This is a genomic window from Micromonospora sp. A200 (assembly GCF_029893845.1).
GTDB classification, from domain to species: domain Bacteria; phylum Actinomycetota; class Actinomycetes; order Mycobacteriales; family Micromonosporaceae; genus Micromonospora; species Micromonospora purpureochromogenes.
This window is the reverse complement of record NZ_JARXXY010000018.1, coordinates 117,419-131,184: the sequence shown is the minus strand read 5'-3', so window position 1 is coordinate 131,184 and position 13,766 is coordinate 117,419. Positions and strand designations below refer to the sequence as shown.

19 protein-coding genes are annotated in these 13,766 nt (G+C 72.2%); 10 read left to right on the top strand and 9 right to left on the bottom strand.

From position 1 onward, the window contains the following. Position 1: 1 nt before the first annotated feature. From M2302_RS19215 to M2302_RS19195, 5 genes are all read right to left on the bottom strand, one after another. Positions 2 to 160, bottom strand: coding sequence for a hypothetical protein (locus tag M2302_RS19215; RefSeq protein WP_170285364.1), 159 nt, complete (start codon positions 158 to 160; stop codon positions 2 to 4). A gap of 117 nt (positions 161 to 277) precedes the next feature. Beyond that, complete coding sequence (locus M2302_RS19210; protein WP_348529432.1) at positions 278 to 979, bottom strand: DUF6758 family protein; 702 nt, start codon at positions 977 to 979, stop codon at positions 278 to 280. A gap of 74 nt (positions 980 to 1,053) precedes the next feature. Continuing rightward, positions 1,054 to 1,677, bottom strand: a complete 624-nt coding sequence (locus M2302_RS19205) for an RNA methyltransferase (RefSeq protein ID WP_280839222.1) — start codon at positions 1,675 to 1,677, stop codon at positions 1,054 to 1,056. A 49-nt stretch (positions 1,678 to 1,726) separates the two neighbouring features. Further along, positions 1,727 to 2,215: a hypothetical protein gene (locus M2302_RS19200; RefSeq protein WP_280839221.1), complete on the bottom strand. Its 489-nt coding sequence runs from the start codon at positions 2,213 to 2,215 to the stop codon at positions 1,727 to 1,729. A gap of 93 nt (positions 2,216 to 2,308) precedes the next feature. Further along, entirely contained in the window at positions 2,309 to 2,824 is a 516-nt protein-coding gene (locus M2302_RS19195; protein ID WP_179802973.1) for a MaoC family dehydratase, read from the bottom strand. 554 nt (positions 2,825 to 3,378) lie between these two features. Here M2302_RS19195 and trxA point away from each other — a divergent pair. From trxA to M2302_RS19180, 3 genes are all read left to right on the top strand, one after another. Further along, complete coding sequence (gene trxA / locus M2302_RS19190; protein WP_210777478.1) at positions 3,379 to 3,741, top strand: thioredoxin; 363 nt, start codon at positions 3,379 to 3,381, stop codon at positions 3,739 to 3,741. 130 nt (positions 3,742 to 3,871) lie between these two features. Beyond that, entirely contained in the window at positions 3,872 to 4,312 is a 441-nt protein-coding gene (locus tag M2302_RS19185; RefSeq protein ID WP_280839220.1) for a hypothetical protein, read from the top strand. Further along, entirely contained in the window at positions 4,309 to 5,271 is a 963-nt protein-coding gene (locus M2302_RS19180) for an MFS transporter permease (RefSeq protein ID WP_280839219.1), read from the top strand. Before M2302_RS19185 ends, M2302_RS19180 begins: the two co-directional genes overlap by 4 nt. Positions 5,272 to 5,291: 20 nt before the next feature. Here M2302_RS19180 and M2302_RS19175 read toward each other — a convergent pair whose 3' ends face one another. Beyond that, positions 5,292 to 5,711 carry a DUF393 domain-containing protein gene (locus tag M2302_RS19175; protein WP_280839218.1) on the bottom strand — a complete coding sequence of 140 codons (420 nt, stop codon included), beginning with the start codon at positions 5,709 to 5,711 and terminating at the stop codon, positions 5,292 to 5,294. Positions 5,712 to 5,802: 91 nt separating this feature from the next. Here M2302_RS19175 and M2302_RS19170 point away from each other — a divergent pair, with 91 nt between their 5' ends. The 3 genes from M2302_RS19170 to M2302_RS19160 are packed head-to-tail and all read left to right on the top strand — an operon-like array spanning position 5,803 to position 8,095. After that, positions 5,803 to 6,849 (top strand): Rv2578c family radical SAM protein, encoded by a 1,047-nt coding sequence (locus tag M2302_RS19170; protein WP_280839252.1) that lies wholly within the window; start codon positions 5,803 to 5,805, stop codon positions 6,847 to 6,849. A 38-nt stretch (positions 6,850 to 6,887) separates the two neighbouring features. Further along, positions 6,888 to 7,295 (top strand): CoA-binding protein, encoded by a 408-nt coding sequence (locus M2302_RS19165; protein ID WP_280839217.1) that lies wholly within the window; start codon positions 6,888 to 6,890, stop codon positions 7,293 to 7,295. 41 nt (positions 7,296 to 7,336) lie between these two features. Beyond that, positions 7,337 to 8,095: a hypothetical protein gene (locus tag M2302_RS19160; protein WP_280839216.1), complete on the top strand. Its 759-nt coding sequence runs from the start codon at positions 7,337 to 7,339 to the stop codon at positions 8,093 to 8,095. Between the two features lie 12 nt (positions 8,096 to 8,107). On the opposite strand, the gene M2302_RS19155 is transcribed toward M2302_RS19160, so the two are convergent. Beyond that, positions 8,108 to 9,304, bottom strand: a complete 1,197-nt coding sequence (locus M2302_RS19155; protein WP_210777474.1) for an acyl-CoA dehydrogenase family protein — start codon at positions 9,302 to 9,304, stop codon at positions 8,108 to 8,110. A gap of 180 nt (positions 9,305 to 9,484) precedes the next feature. Between M2302_RS19155 and M2302_RS19150 the strand changes: the two genes are divergently transcribed. Further along, entirely contained in the window at positions 9,485 to 9,964 is a 480-nt protein-coding gene (locus M2302_RS19150) for a DUF4190 domain-containing protein (RefSeq protein ID WP_280839215.1), read from the top strand. Positions 9,965 to 9,976: 12 nt separating this feature from the next. Here the strand turns inward: M2302_RS19150 and M2302_RS19145 are convergent, their stop codons facing one another. Continuing rightward, positions 9,977 to 10,882: an SDR family NAD(P)-dependent oxidoreductase gene (locus M2302_RS19145; protein WP_280839214.1), complete on the bottom strand. Its 906-nt coding sequence runs from the start codon at positions 10,880 to 10,882 to the stop codon at positions 9,977 to 9,979. A gap of 112 nt (positions 10,883 to 10,994) precedes the next feature. On the opposite strand from M2302_RS19145, the gene M2302_RS19140 reads away from it, so the two are divergent. Next, positions 10,995 to 11,513, top strand: a complete 519-nt coding sequence (locus M2302_RS19140) for a DUF4190 domain-containing protein (protein WP_280839213.1) — start codon at positions 10,995 to 10,997, stop codon at positions 11,511 to 11,513. 42 nt (positions 11,514 to 11,555) lie between these two features. Here the strand turns inward: M2302_RS19140 and M2302_RS19135 are convergent, their stop codons facing one another. Continuing rightward, on the bottom strand, positions 11,556 to 12,512 hold the full coding sequence (locus M2302_RS19135; protein ID WP_088964118.1) for a CoA ester lyase: 957 nt from the start codon (positions 12,510 to 12,512) through the stop codon (positions 11,556 to 11,558). A gap of 130 nt (positions 12,513 to 12,642) precedes the next feature. Here M2302_RS19135 and M2302_RS19130 point away from each other — a divergent pair, with 130 nt between their 5' ends. Both M2302_RS19130 and M2302_RS19125 read left to right on the top strand, forming a co-directional pair. Next, positions 12,643 to 13,467: an SDR family NAD(P)-dependent oxidoreductase gene (locus M2302_RS19130; protein WP_280839212.1), complete on the top strand. Its 825-nt coding sequence runs from the start codon at positions 12,643 to 12,645 to the stop codon at positions 13,465 to 13,467. Continuing rightward, positions 13,464 to 13,757, top strand: a complete 294-nt coding sequence (locus tag M2302_RS19125) for a hypothetical protein (protein WP_280839211.1) — start codon at positions 13,464 to 13,466, stop codon at positions 13,755 to 13,757. Before M2302_RS19130 ends, M2302_RS19125 begins: the two co-directional genes overlap by 4 nt. Positions 13,758 to 13,766 lie beyond the last annotated feature (9 nt).

Below are 13,766 nucleotides of genomic sequence, written 5' to 3'. Positions count from 1 at the left end.
GTCAGGCGACGAGGCTGGTGAAGAAGTCGCCGAAGCCTTGGGCGATGTCCATGATGCCGCCGCCGAGCGACTTGAAGACGTCCGCGGCGGAGTTCGGCCGGTAGGCGACGAAGAAGATCAAGAATGCGACGCCGGCCCAGGTGAGGACCTTCTTGACCATAGCGGGCCATCCTCTCGCGCGGGGCCGGGTCCGTTTACCGCAGCGGCACCCAGAGTATCAGTATGGTGTCGTACAGTGAATATCTGCGTCCGTTCCCTGACAAGTCCGTCAGGGCGGTCAGGCCCTGCCGTGCAGGTTGGGTGACGGCGCGCCGTACACGAGCTCGGGCGGTGTCCACTCGGAAAGGTCGTGCAGGACGACGTCTTCCGCGAGGAGGTGACCCGCGCTCGCCGGCCAGGCTATCGCATGCAGCCACATTCCCCGAGCCTCGCCCGCGTACGCGCTTCGATCCGCCGCCGAATTCACCAGCCACAGTGGAGTGGGGTGGCCACCGACCCTGATCCGGGCCGGCTCGACGTGCTCCGGGTGGCCGAGTCCGGGGCCGGGGCCGGTGAGCGCCTCCGCGAGTTCGGGCCCCGGGTCCGGTCCGGACACGCCGGCGAAGCGGGCACCCAGCCCGACGCCCGGCTCCTCGGCCACCAGCAGGAGTTCGGCCGGTCCCCCGCCCAGCGGCGCCGGACCGGCGCAGGCCACCGCCGTGGCCCGTACACCGGAGGGGTCGTCCCCGGCCCAGCCGACCCCGGTGACCGTCCAACCCTGCGGCAGCGGCCACGGACACCAGAGCGGCACCCGGAGTCGCTCGGCCTTCTCGTCGGCGACGACGCGGTCGACCACGCTCGCCATGATCTCGGCTCCGATGTTCTCCGGGACGTGCAGCGGCGCGACCGGGCCGCACCGCGCGCACCGCGACTCGGGGTGCATCAGGTCGGGGAGCCGGACCTGACCGGCGCACCTCGGACAACTCACCACGACACTCACATCCCCACCGTGGCCCCCCGCCACCGGCCCGTCAAGCGGAGCGGCCGTTTCCCTTCGGCGAGCCTCGAGCGACCTCAGCCGGGCGGAGGGCCGGCGTGGGCGCGGATCCAGGCGTGCATGGCGATGCCGCTGGCCACGCCGGCATTGATCGACCGGGTCGAGCCGTACTGGGCGATGGAGAAGAGCTGGTCACAGGCGGCGCGAGCCGGGTCGGACAGGCCCGGTCCCTCCTGGCCGAAGAGGAGCACGCAACGGCGGGGCAGGGTGGTGGTCTCCAGCGGCCGGGAGCCGGGCAGGTTGTCGATGCCCACCACCGGCAGGTCCCGTCCGGCGGCCCAGGCGACGAACTCCTCGATCGTCGGGTGGTGCCGGACGTGCTGGTAGCGATCGGTCACCATGGCGCCGCGCCGGTTCCACCGGCGCAGTCCGACGATGTGCACCTCGGCGGCGAGGAAGGCGTTGGCGTTGCGGACCACCGTGCCGATGTTGAAGTCGTGCTGCCAGTTCTCGATCGCCACGTGGAAGTCGTGCCGGCGCTCGTCCAGGTCGGCGACGACGGCCTCGCGCCGCCAGTACCGGTAGCGGTCGACGACGTTGCGCCGGTCGCCGGCGGCGAGCAGCTCCGGGTCGTAGCGCGGGTCGTCCGGCGGGTCGCCGGGCCACGGTCCGACACCCACGTCGAGCTGGTCCTCGGTCACGGTCACAAGAGGGTACGGCCGGCCGGGGCACCGCCGGACGCCACCCCGGTCACCGCAGCCCCAGGGCACCACCCAGCCGGTCCAGCAACCGTCGGTCGGCGGGCCCGGGCGGATCGCCGGCCCGGCAGACCCGGGCGGCCACCGACTCCACCCACTGCCGGTACGCGGCCGAGTCGGCCGGGTCGGCCCGCTGACCGAGTACGCGTACCGCGGCCCGGCAGGCGGCGAGGAGGTCGACCAGGTCGGTGAGCCGGTCGGCCTGGGCCGGCGCCCCGTCGTGGCGGGCATAGATGGCGGTGACGACGGCGCGTACCAGGTCGCTGTCGGAGGCCCGGCCGGCGGCCACGGCATCGAGCCCGGCGAGCCCGGCGGCGACGCCGCGGGGCGGGCGGCCAGGGGTGGGGGAGGCGGCGGCCACGAGTACCCGGCCGGGCAGGGTGGTGAGCAGGTCCCACTCGGCGGCGGAGTAGACGGCGGTGGTCAGCGGTGCGGCACGGCGTCCGGCAGAGGGCGGCTCTCCGGCGAGGGAGTGGCTCATCTCAGACCTCCGGCGTCAGCATATGCCCCGGATCGCGAAAAGGGCCCCTTCCCGACCAGAACACGGTGGGAAGGGGCCCCGTCGGGGCTGCGGTCAGCGGGGCTCGGGGAAGCTCGGCCGCTCCGGGTCGACGCCGTCCGGCACCGCCGCGGCGGCGTACTCCTTCTTGGGGACCATGACCTTGCGCCGGAAGACGCAGACCAGGGTGCCGTCCTGGTTGTAGCCGCGGGTCTCCACCGCGACGACGCCCCGGTCCGGCTTCGACCCGGACTCGCGCTTGTCCAGCACGGTGGTCTCGCCGTAGATGGTGTCGCCGTGGAAGGTCGGCGCGACGTGTCGCAGCGACTCCACCTCGAGGTTGGCGATCGCCTTGCCGCTGACGTCCGGCACGGACATGCCGAGGAGCAGCGAGTAGATGTAGTTGCCGACCACCACGTTGCGCTTGAACTGGCTCGCCGACTCGGCGTAGTGCGCGTCCATGTGCAGCGGGTGGTGGTTCATGGTGAGCAGGCAGAAGAGGTGGTCGTCGTACTCGGTCACGGTCTTGCCGGGCCAGTGCCGGTAGACCGCGCCGACCTCGAACTCCTCGAAGTAGCGGCCGAACTGCATCCTTGTCCCCTTCGACGGGCGGCGATGGAGTTCGGCACAGCATGCCTTACCGGTGGTTAAGGCGATGACGGGGGCGGAGGCCGAGTGGAAATGTCACACCGGGCGTATCCGGGGGGAGACGCAATGAGCGGCGGGGCCCTCCCCGGCACCCGCCGCCCACGCTCTGATGCCAGAGATTCTGCCGTACGCGGTGGACACATCGACAGAGACGGACGTCACATTTACCGTTTTGTGACATCACTGTGAGTAATCGACGGCACCGTGCTATGCGATCTCTAGCCGCACAGTCACCCCTTGTCAAGGCTGAAGTTACCGATTCGTACCGACGAGTGGCATGGATCTCTTTGGGAACGCTCCCATCACGGGAGGTGACGCAAGTGCGTGGTGCATTTGCGTTCCGCAGCGCGGGATCGACAGATGCGGTTCGATGGCTTCCCGGCCTGCGGCCGCCCCGCCCCGGGCCGCGCCGGTTTCGGCCCGCCCGGACCGGGAATTCAACCGGGGCTGCCCTGGTTCTACGGGACGAAAAAGCAATCCGCTGATCGGAGAGTGCAATGGCAACGGTTGAGCTGACCACGGCCAACTTCGACGAGGTGACCGGGAGCGACGGCATCGTGCTGGTCGACTTCTGGGCCGATTGGTGTGGCCCGTGCAAGCGGTTCGCCCCGGTCTACGAGCGCTCCTCGGAGAAGCACTCGGACATCGTCTTCGGCAAGGTCGACACCGAGGCGCAGCAGGAGCTCGGCGCGAAGTTCGACATCCGCTCCATCCCGACGATCATGGCGATCCGGGACGGCGTGATCGTCTTCGCCCAGCCGGGCGCGCTGCCCGAGTCGGCGCTGGAGAACCTGATCGAGCAGGTCCAGGCCCTCGACATGGACGACGTGCGCAAGCAGCTGGCCGACCACAAGCACTGAGCACCACCCACGACGGCCGGGCTCCCCACCAGGGGGTCCGGCCGTCGGCGTATCCGCCGACACGCAGGGCCAGCGGCAGACCGCGCAGGGACACCGTCGTGACGTCCCGATCCCGTATCGTCACGACCCGATGGAGACGTTGACCCCCCGCGGCCGCGCGGTCCGGCTGGGCGCGACCGCGCTCGGCCTGGCCCTGCTGCTCGCCGGCACCCTCTGGGGGGTCGACGACCACTTCCCGTTCGGGCCGTTCCGGATGTACTCCACGTCGGAGCCACCGAACGCGCCCGCCCCCGACACCCGGGTCGAGGGCGTCGACCGCACCGGCGCGGTGGTCGCGCTGGGCCAGGACGCCACCGGCATCCGCCGCGCCGAGATCGAGGGCCAGCAGGACCGCTACGCCGCCGACCCGGCGCTGCTGCGGCAGGTCGCCGACGCGTACGCCGAACGCCGGCCCGGCGCGCCGGAACTGGTCGAGGTCCGCATCGTGATCCGCTGGTACGGGATCCACCAGGGCCGGCCCACCGGACGGTGGACCGACGAGACCACGGTGCGCTGGCAGGAGGCGCGGTGACCCGCTGGCTGACCGAGGCGGTCCCCCGCGGCCGGGTGGCCGCCTTCCGCACCCTGGTCTACCTCTTCGTCGCCGCCGACCTGGTCGTCTTCACCCCGTGGGTACGGACCCGGGTCGACGTACCGGGCGAGCTCTACCAGCCGTTGCTGATCGGCCGGCTGCTCCCGCTGCCCACCCCGACCCCCACCATGGTCGCGGCCATCTTCTGGACGCTGCTGCCACTGGCCCTGCTCGCCGCGACCGGCCGTGCGCCACGACTGCTCGGCTGGTCGGTCTTCGCGTTCTACCTCGAGTGGATGATCATCGCGATGAGCTACGGGAAGGTCGACCACGACCGGATCGGGCTCCTCGTCGCGCTGGCCGTCCTGCCCACCGCCGGCCGCGCCCGGCACGGCGACCCGACCCGCACCGAGGCCGGCGGCTGGGCGCTGCGGGTCACCCAGATCGCCGTGATCTGCACGTACTTCCTCGCCGCCTGGGCCAAGCTGCGGTTCGGCGGGCTGGACTGGGCGACCGGCTCGGTGCTCGCCCGGGCCATCATCCGGCGCGGCACCGACTTCGCCGACCTGATCGCGCAGGTGCCGTACCTGCTGCTCGTCGCCCAGTTCGGCATCCTCGCCTTCGAGTTGCTCAGCCCGGTGGTGTTCCTGCTGCCCGAGCGCTGGCGGGTGGCCACGGTCGGCTTCTTCTACTCGTTCCACCTGGTGACCATCGCGACGATCACCATCTCGTTCGCGCCGCACCTGGTGGCGCTGACGAGCTTCCTGCCGCTGGAGCGGATCAGGCCGGTGGTGTGGGCCCGCCAACTGATCACCCGTCGCCGTGACGGCGCCGCGCCGACCGACTTGACCCCGGATGTGCCGGCATCGAAGGACCAGGAGCCGGCACCGGACGACGTACCCGCTGCGGCGCCACCGGTGGCCGGCCCGGCACCGGCGGTCGGGCCGGCGACGCCGTAGCCCGGCGACGCCAGCGGCGGTCAGGCGTCGGTGGTGGGGCGGCCGCTCGGGCCGTACAGGCGTTCCCGCGCCTCCTGGGGCAGCGCGCAGGCGGCGGTGCCGCCGGGAAGCCGGTGCCGGTTGCGGGCCACCCAGCGGTACGCGGGCCAGGCGGCGAGGCGGACCGGCGGGACGCGCAGCCCCGCGCCCGCCACCCGCCACAGCGGACCGCTCTCGCCGAGCAGCCGGGCGATGGCGTCGGGCCCGGCGGCACGGGAGCCGTCGGCGCCGACCCACTGCACCGCCTCCTCGCACTCGGCCTCGGTCAGCCCGAGGGCGTCGAGGTCGGCGAACTGCCACGGCACCACCCGGGCGCCCGACGGGATGCGCCGCTCGACGAACTCGGCGCACCGGGTGCAGAACGCGCAGTCCCCGTCGTAGACGAAGGTCGACCTCTCCATGGCTCCATCCTCCACCCGCCGCCCGGCGGGCGGGAGCCGGTGTCCGGCGGGTCACTTGCACTCTTCTCGTACACATGTTCGAATGAATGTCATGCGCTGGGAGAACCTCTCCGCTCCCCCGGACGAGGGGCATCCCGACGGGTCAGCGCCAGCGACTCCACCCCTGCCGCTGGCGCTGCCCGGCGCGATCGCCCGCACCTTCGACACCCCCGGTTTCGCCGGGATGACCTTCTACGAGGTGCAGGCCAAGTCGATCATCAACAAGGTGCCGGGCGCGTCCCGCGTGCCGTTCGAATGGACGATCAACCCGTACCGGGGATGCAGCCATGCATGTAAATATTGCTATGCACGCAACACCCACACCTACCTGGACCTCGACGCGGGTGCGGACTTCGACCGCAAGGTGATCGTCAAGGTCAACGCCGGCGAGCTGGTCCGGCGGGAGCTGGCCGCCCCGCGCTGGCGCGGCGCGCACATCGCGATGGGCACCAACGTGGACTGCTACCAGCGGGCCGAGGGGCGGTACCGGTTGATGCCGCCGATCATCGAGGCGCTGCGCGACTTCGCCAATCCGTTCTCCATCCTGACCAAGGGCACGCTGATCCTGCGGGACCTGCCGCTGCTGCGCCAGGCCGCCGAGGTGACCCGGGTCGGCGTCTCGTACTCGGTGGGGTTCGTCGACGAGGCGCTGTGGCGGGCGGTCGAGCCGGGCACCCCGAGCCCGCGCCGGCGACTCGACGCGGTACGCGCGCTCACCGACGCGGGCTTCGAGGTGGGCGTGCTGATGGCGCCGATCCTGCCCGGGCTCAGCGACAGCGACGAGTCGATCGAGGCGACGGTGGCGGCGGTGGCCGCGGCCGGGGCGGGCAGCGTGACGCCGATGGCCCTGCACCTGCGCCCCGGCGCCCGCGAGTGGTACGCGCACTGGCTGGCCCGGGAGTTCCCGCACCTGGTGCCGCGCTACCGCGAGCTCTACCGGGCGGGCGCGTACGCGCCGCAGGCGTACCAGCGGGAGTTGACCGCGCGGGTGCGGATCGCGGCCCGCCGGCACGGGCTGCACCGGGGCGAGCGGGGCGACAACCGGCGGCTGCCGACCCCCGAGGCGCCACCCGCCGCCGAGCAACTGTCGCTGCTGTAGCCGGCGGGCCACCGCACCGGTGGGGTTAGAGTCGGCGGGTGCGTACCGCTCAGCAGATCCTCGCCGACTCGGCCGTGATCGCCGTCGTGGGCGCGTCCCGCGACCCCCGCAAGGCCGCGCACAGCGTGCCGTTGCAGATGCAGCGGTACGGCTGGCGGATCATCCCGGTCAACCCGACGGTCGACGAACTCTTCGGCGAGCGGGCGTACGCGTCGCTGGCCGACATCCCGCACCCGGTCGATCTGGTGGACGTGTTCCGGCCGGCGGCGGACGCCGTGCAGGTGGTCCGGGACGCCGCGGCGATCGGCGCGCCGGCGGTGTGGCTGCAACTGGGCATCGTCTCGGCGCAGGCGCGGCGGATCGCCGAGGAGGCGGGCATGGAGTACGTCGAGGACCGCTGCCTGATCGTGGAGCGCGCCGCCGCCGGGCTGACCCGGCTGGGCTGAGCGGCCCGGTTTTGCTGGCGGCCGATCCGTACCCTGCGCCCATGCCTCTGCTGCGGACGCCGCGTCTGCGCCTGCCCCCGACGCGGGACGGACTCTGGTCGCGCCGCCTGCTCTCCCTGGCCGTCGCCGCAGCGGTCACGGCGGCGGTGGCCGCGCCACTGCTGGCACTGTCCCGGTCCACCACCTTCGACAGCTTCGCCTGCGTCGCCTGGCTGATGTTCGGCGTGCACCAACTGGAACGGCGCTGGTGGCCGCGGCGGAACGGCCGGCTGGCCTGGACGGCCCGGGTGGCCGGCCGGGACGCGGTCGAGCCCGGACTGGTGGCCCGCCGGTCGCTGGCCGGCTGGGCGGGTCTCCTGGCGGACCTGACCCTGGTGGCCGGGACGGCGGTGGTGATCACCTCGTGGTTCCCGACCGACCGGGAGTGGGGCCGGATCGTCCGGACACTGCTGGTCCTCGGCGCGGCGGCGGCTGTGGGACGGATCGCGTACCGGGAGACGCGGTTCACCGGCCGGTTGGCGCTGACCGCCAGCGGGATCCGCTACGGCAGCCAGTCCTACGACTGGTCCAACATCGACCGGGTCAGCCTGCACAAGCGGGAGAGCCGGTTGAACGGGGTACGGCTGCGACCGGTCAGGTGGCAGTCGCTGGAACCGGCGCCGGTGGTCGGTGGTCGGGACACCGCGGTGCCCGAGCAGCGGCTGGCCGCCGCGATCGAGGAGTACCGGTCGCGCCCGTACGTGTTGGCGGGCGGGCCGGTCACCGCCCCGGAGCCGGCTGCCGAGCCGGCCGGACGGTGACCGGCGCACCGGTCAGAGCTTGTACTCCTTGAGCAGGCCCCGGGAGATGATGGTCTTCTGGATCTCCGAGGTGCCCTCGCCGATGAGCAGGAAGGGCGCCTCCCGCATCAGCCGCTCGATCTCGTACTCCTTGGAGTAGCCGTAGCCGCCGTGGATGCGGAACGCCTCCTGGACGACCTCGGCGCAGTACTCCGAGGCGAGCAGCTTGGCCATGCCGGCCTCGACGTCGTTGCGCTGGCCGGCGTCCTTGAGCCGGGCGGCGTTGACCATGAGCGCGTGCGCGGCCTCGATCTTGGTGCCCATCTCGGCGAGCTTGAAGGCGATGGCCTGGTGCTTGGCGAGCGGCTGACCGAAGGTGCGGCGCTGCTGGGCGTACTGGACGGCCAGCTCGAAGGCGCGGATGGAGATGCCACACGCCCGGGCGGCCACGTTGACCCGGCCGACCTCGATGCCGTCCATCATCTGGTAGAAGCCACGGCCGACCTGGTCCGCGCCGCCGAGGACGGCGGACGCGGGGACGGTGACGCCGTCGAGCACCATCTCGGTGGTCTCGACGCCCTTGTAGCCCATCTTGTCGATCTTGCCGGGGATGGTCAGGCCGGGCGCGGTCTCGCCGAAGCCGGGCTCCTTCTCCAGCAGGAAGGTGCTCATGTTGCCGTAGACCGACTCCGCGCCGGTGTCGGTCTTGACCAGGGTGGCCACCACCGACGAGTACGCCCCGTTGGTCAGCCACATCTTCTGGCCGTTGAGGACGTAGTTGTCGCCGTCGCGGACGGCCTTCGACTTGATCGCCGAGACGTCGGATCCGGTCTCCGGCTCCGACATCGAGAACGCGCCGCGCACCTCGCCGGTGGCCATCTTCGGCAGCAGCCGGGCCTTCTGCTCGGCGGAGCCGTGCTGGGAGATCAGGTACGCCACGATGAAGTGGGTGTTGACGATGCCGGAGATCGACATCCAGCCCCGCGACAGCTGCTCGACCACCAGGGCGTAGGTCAGCAGGGACTCGCCCAGGCCGCCGTACTCCTCGTCGATGGTGAGACCGAACAGGCCCATCTCCCGCATCCCGTCGAGGATGTCGGTCGGGTACTCGTCGGCGTGCTCCAGCCGCTGCGCGTGCGGGATGATCTCCTTGTCGGCGAACTCCCGGACGGTTTCCAGGATCGACCGCTGCACGTCGGTCAGGCCGGGCGTCTGGGCGAGTCTGGCCATCTCAGCCTCCGGGGGATCGGCGCATTACTCATGGGTAACTGAACGCTCGGTCAGTATCGGCCCCGGGACGGTCGAGGCCAAGGTGACCAGTCCACACAACCGCTGTGAAAAGGTTCACCGCTGCGGGTAGCGTCCGCAAGAGAGAGGCGCTGTGACCTGCGGCGGAGGAGGCGAACGGACGTGAGTCATCCACCACCCGGCGAGCCGGAGCAGCCGCCGTCGCCGTACGAGCAGCCGGGCCAGCCCTCCGGGCTGCCCCAGTGGGGCCAGCAGCCCGAGCAGCCGCAATGGGGCCAGCAGCCGGACCAGCCGCAGTGGGGCCAGCAGCCGCAGGAGCACCAGCAGTGGGCGCAGCAGCCGGCGTACCCGCCGCAGGGCCCGTACGGCCAGTACGGCCCGCCACCGGGAGGCGGCGGCGGACCGAACACCATGGCGATCCTGTCGCTGGTCTTCGCCTTCGTCTTCGCCCCGGCCGGGATCGTCCTCGGCCACCTGGCCAAGCGGCAGATCCGGCGGACCGGCGAGGACGGTGACCAGCTCGCCACCTGGGGGCTGATCCTCAGCTACGTCTTCACCGCGATCGGCCTGCTCGCCTGCTGCGGCTGGATCGCCCTGGCCGTCTGGGCCAACTCCGACGGCGGCGGCGGCACCTACAACTGACCCGGGCGGGGGTCAGCGGAACTGCGCCTCGCGGACGCTGTTGCCGCCGTCCACCACCAGCATCTGCCCGGTGATGTACGAGGCGGCCGGCGAGCAGAGGAAGGTGATGGCGGCGGCCACCTCGTCCGGGGTGCCGGGGCGCCCGACCGGGGTGCCCATCCCCTGCTTGATCTCGGCCACCGTCGAGGCCGCCGTGTAGATGGTGCCCGGGGCCACCGAGTTCACGGTCACCCCGTCGGCGATCATCTCCATCGCCAGGGCACGGGTCAGCCCGACCACACCGGCCTTGGCCGCCGCGTACGCCGCCTCGGTGGGCAGCGCGTTCACCGGCCCGGCGGTGGCCGCCAGGTTCACGATCCGCCCCCAGCCCCGCTCGGCCATCCCGCCGATGAAGGCGCGGCTGCACAGGAACGCGGTGGTCAGGTTCCGGTCGATCTCGCCCCGCCACTCGTCGTAGCTGAGCTGGGCCACCGGGCGCAGCACCTCCGGGCTGGCCCGGCTGGCCAGGCCCGCGTTGTTGACCAGCACCTCGACGTCGCCGAGCTGCTCGGCCACCGCGTCGGCGAGCGCGCCGACCTCGGACTCGTCGGTGAGGTCGGCGACGAAGCCGGTCACGCCCAGCTCGCCGGCCCGTTCGTGGATCCGCCGGGTGGTGGAGACGATCGCCACCCGGGCGCCCAGGTCGGCCAGCCGGCGGGCGGTCGCGTACCCGATGCCGTCGGGACTGCCCGCGCCGGTGACCAGGGCGACCCGCCCGTCCAACCGCATGGTGACCGGCTCGGCCACCGGCACCGGCTCGTCCTGGTCGTCCGGCCCAATGGTGGCCACGGCGCGGGTGCGCCGGGCCAGCCCGGGGCGGCTCACGTCCCGCCTCGGTCGGCTGCCGGAACGGTCGGCACCACGCGCGTCGATAGCCATGCGGAGATCCTGCCCGTTCGGGACGTCCCGGGCAACGCGGCACCACGGGGACCTCTTGTTTGTCCGGTCATGACTACCCTGACGGCGCACCCACACGCGACGGAGAGACCTGATGACCTATCCCCCACCGTCCGGCGGCTGGAGCAACCCGGCCGGCGACCCGACACTGCCGGTCAGCGGCCAGCCGATCCCGGCGCAGCCGACGGGCAGGGACCCGTACGCCCCGCCGGACCCGTACGCCGCCGCGATGCCGCCGCAGGCGGCTCCGGTCGATCCGTACCAGCCGCACGGCTACCCGCCCCCGACCGGTTACCCCGGGTACGGCTACCCGCCGGCCCCGCAGACCAACGGTCTGGCCATCGCCGCGATGGTCGTCTCGATCCTCGGCGCGCTCGGCCTCTGCGGCTACGGGCTCGGCGGCTGGATCGGGCTCATCGGCGCGATTCTCGGCCACGTGTCCCGCAAGCAGATCCGGGAGCGGGGTGAAGGCGGCGAGGGCTTCGCCACCGCCGGCATCATCGTGGGCTGGATCGCCACCGTGATCGCGCTGCTGGCCACCATCGCCATCGTGGTGTTCTTCGTCTGGCTGGCGAACCAGGACCCATCGACCTACGACAGCAGCACCTACTGACCGGTGCCGCCGCCCCGGTCGCCCGGGGCGGCGGCGTACGGGTCACTCCGAGGGCGGGGTGAAGCTGGAGGTGCGGGTCATCCCGGCGGCGCGCCCCTTGGCGGCGATCACCAGGGCCATCTTGCGGGACGCCTCGTCGATCATCTCGTCGCCGAGCATCACCGCGCCGAGCTTGCCGCCGGCCTCCGAGGTGTAGTGCTCGTACGCGTCGAGGATCAGCTCGGCGTGGTCGTAGTCGGCCTGGGCTGGCTGGTAGACCTCGTTGGCGGCGTCGATCTGGCCGGGGTGCAGCACCCACTTGCCGTCGAAGCCCAGCGCCGCGGAGCGCTTGGCCACCTCGCGGAACGCGTCGACGTCGCGGATCTGCAGGAACGGGCCGTCGATGGCCTGCTTGTCGTGCATCCGGGCGGCCATCAGGATCCGCATCAGGATGTAGTGGTAGGGGTCGCCCGGGTAGTCCGGGATCAGCGCGCCGACCACCAGCGACTTCATGTTGATCGAGGCCATGAAGTCGGCCGGGCCGAAGATGATGGTCTCCACCCGCGGCGACGCGGCGGCGATGGCGTCGACGTTGACCAGGCCGGCGGCGTTCTCGATCTGCGCCTCGATGCCGATCCGGCCGACCTCCAGGCCCAGGGTCTTCTCGATCTGGGTCAGCGTCAGGTCCAGCCACTGCACCTGGGCGGCGTTCTGCACCTTCGGCAGCATGATGCAGTCGAGGTTCGCCCCGGCGCCCTCGACCACCTCGATGACGTCCCGGTAGGTCCACGGGGTGGTCAGGTCGTTGACCCGGACCACCCGGGTCTTGCCGGCCCAGTCGCCCTCGTTGAGCGCCGCGACGATGTTCTTTCGGGCGTCCGGCTTGGCCAGCGGGGCGACCGCGTCCTCCAGGTCGAGGAAGACCTGGTCGGCGGGGAGGCCCTGGGCCTTGCCGAGCATCTTGACGCTGGAACCCGGCACGGCGAGGCAGGACCGGCGGGGGCGACCGACTGCGGCCATAGGATGCGCTCCTTCCAGCGTTCGGCGGGCACGCCGACGCCACCTGGATGACGAGAACGAGAACTTAACGATCCCAAAGGGCGTTGTGACGCCACGGTAACCTCGTGCCGTGACCGGGGTGAATGGACCTGTGGAAGATCTCACTGGGCGTCGGACCGTGGTGGTGACCGGGGCCAGCTCCGGCATCGGCCTGGCCGCCGCGACGGCCCTGGCCCGCCGGGGCGACCGGGTCGTGCTGGTCGGGCGGGACCCGGCCCGACTCCAGGCCGCCGGCGACCGGGTACGCGAGGCCTGCGGCGAGCGCCCCGAGCTGTTCCGCGCCGACTTCGCGGTGCTGGACGACGTACGCGGGCTCGCCGAGCGGCTGCGGGCCGCGTACGACCGGATCGACGTGCTGGCCAACAACGCCGGGGCGATCGTGCTGGAACCGCTCACCACCGTGGACGGCTTCGAGCTCTCCATGCAGGCCAACCACCTGGCCCCGTTCCTGCTGAGCAACCTGCTGGCCGACCGGATCGGCCGGATGGTGGTGACGGCCTCCGGGGCGCACCGCAGCGGGGCGCTCGACCCGGACGACCTGAACGCCACGCTGCGCCCGTACCGGCCGGTCCGCGCGTACGGCACCAGCAAGCAGGCGAACATCCTGTTCACCGCGGAGGCGGCCCGGCGCTGGCCGGACGTCCGGTCGTACTGCTTCCACCCCGGGGTGGTGCGGACCCGGTTCGGGGCGGACAGCCGGCTGGTCGCCCTCGGCATGCGGCTGCTGCCGTTCCGCAGCCCGGAGCGGGGCGCGGAGACGCTGGTCTGGCTGGCCAACCAGGACCCGTCCCGGCTGGTCGACGGCGCCTACTACGCCGACCGGAAGCTGCGCCGGCCGCTGCGCAAGGCGGCCGACCCGCAGCTCGCCGCCCGGCTCTGGACGGCCAGCGCCGAGGCCGTCGGCATCGACGGATGAGCGCCCCGGACGAGGGGCTGCTCCTGGTGGCGGTGGTCGACCTGGCACCCGACGCCGTCGATGCCGGCCACCGGTACGAGGACGCCGTGCTCGGGCTGCTCGGGCGGCACGGCGGACGGCTGGAACGGCGGTTGCACAGCACCGACGAACGGACCGAGGTGCACCTGATCCGGTTCGCGTCGCGGGCCGGGCTGGCGGCGTTCCTGGCCGACCCGGACCGGCTGGCCCAGCGGGCGGCGATCGGCGACGCGGCACCGACCACCCGGGTGATCGAGGTCCAGGACCGCTGACCGCCCACC

What these genes read in the sequence shown, in the direction of transcription:
- M2302_RS19145 (WP_280839214.1), bottom strand. Translation starts at nt 10,882, where the DNA reads ATGGCTATCGACGCGCGTGGTGCCGACCGTTCCGGCAGCCGACCGAGG.
- M2302_RS19215 (WP_170285364.1), bottom strand. Translation starts at nt 160, where the DNA reads ATGGTCAAGAAGGTCCTCACCTGGGCCGGCGTCGCATTCTTGATCTTC.
- M2302_RS19135 (WP_088964118.1), bottom strand. Translation starts at nt 12,512, where the DNA reads ATGGCCGCAGTCGGTCGCCCCCGCCGGTCCTGCCTCGCCGTGCCGGGT.
- M2302_RS19125 (WP_280839211.1), top strand. Translation starts at nt 13,464, where the DNA reads ATGAGCGCCCCGGACGAGGGGCTGCTCCTGGTGGCGGTGGTCGACCTG.
- M2302_RS19195 (WP_179802973.1), bottom strand. Translation starts at nt 2,824, where the DNA reads ATGCAGTTCGGCCGCTACTTCGAGGAGTTCGAGGTCGGCGCGGTCTAC.
- M2302_RS19155 (WP_210777474.1), bottom strand. Translation starts at nt 9,304, where the DNA reads ATGGCCAGACTCGCCCAGACGCCCGGCCTGACCGACGTGCAGCGGTCG.
- M2302_RS19170 (WP_280839252.1), top strand. Translation starts at nt 5,803, where the DNA reads ATGCGCTGGGAGAACCTCTCCGCTCCCCCGGACGAGGGGCATCCCGAC.
- M2302_RS19140 (WP_280839213.1), top strand. Translation starts at nt 10,995, where the DNA reads ATGACCTATCCCCCACCGTCCGGCGGCTGGAGCAACCCGGCCGGCGAC.
- M2302_RS19200 (WP_280839221.1), bottom strand. Translation starts at nt 2,215, where the DNA reads ATGAGCCACTCCCTCGCCGGAGAGCCGCCCTCTGCCGGACGCCGTGCC.
- M2302_RS19175 (WP_280839218.1), bottom strand. Translation starts at nt 5,711, where the DNA reads ATGGAGAGGTCGACCTTCGTCTACGACGGGGACTGCGCGTTCTGCACC.
- M2302_RS19185 (WP_280839220.1), top strand. Translation starts at nt 3,872, where the DNA reads ATGGAGACGTTGACCCCCCGCGGCCGCGCGGTCCGGCTGGGCGCGACC.
- M2302_RS19160 (WP_280839216.1), top strand. Translation starts at nt 7,337, where the DNA reads ATGCCTCTGCTGCGGACGCCGCGTCTGCGCCTGCCCCCGACGCGGGAC.
- trxA (WP_210777478.1), top strand. Translation starts at nt 3,379, where the DNA reads ATGGCAACGGTTGAGCTGACCACGGCCAACTTCGACGAGGTGACCGGG.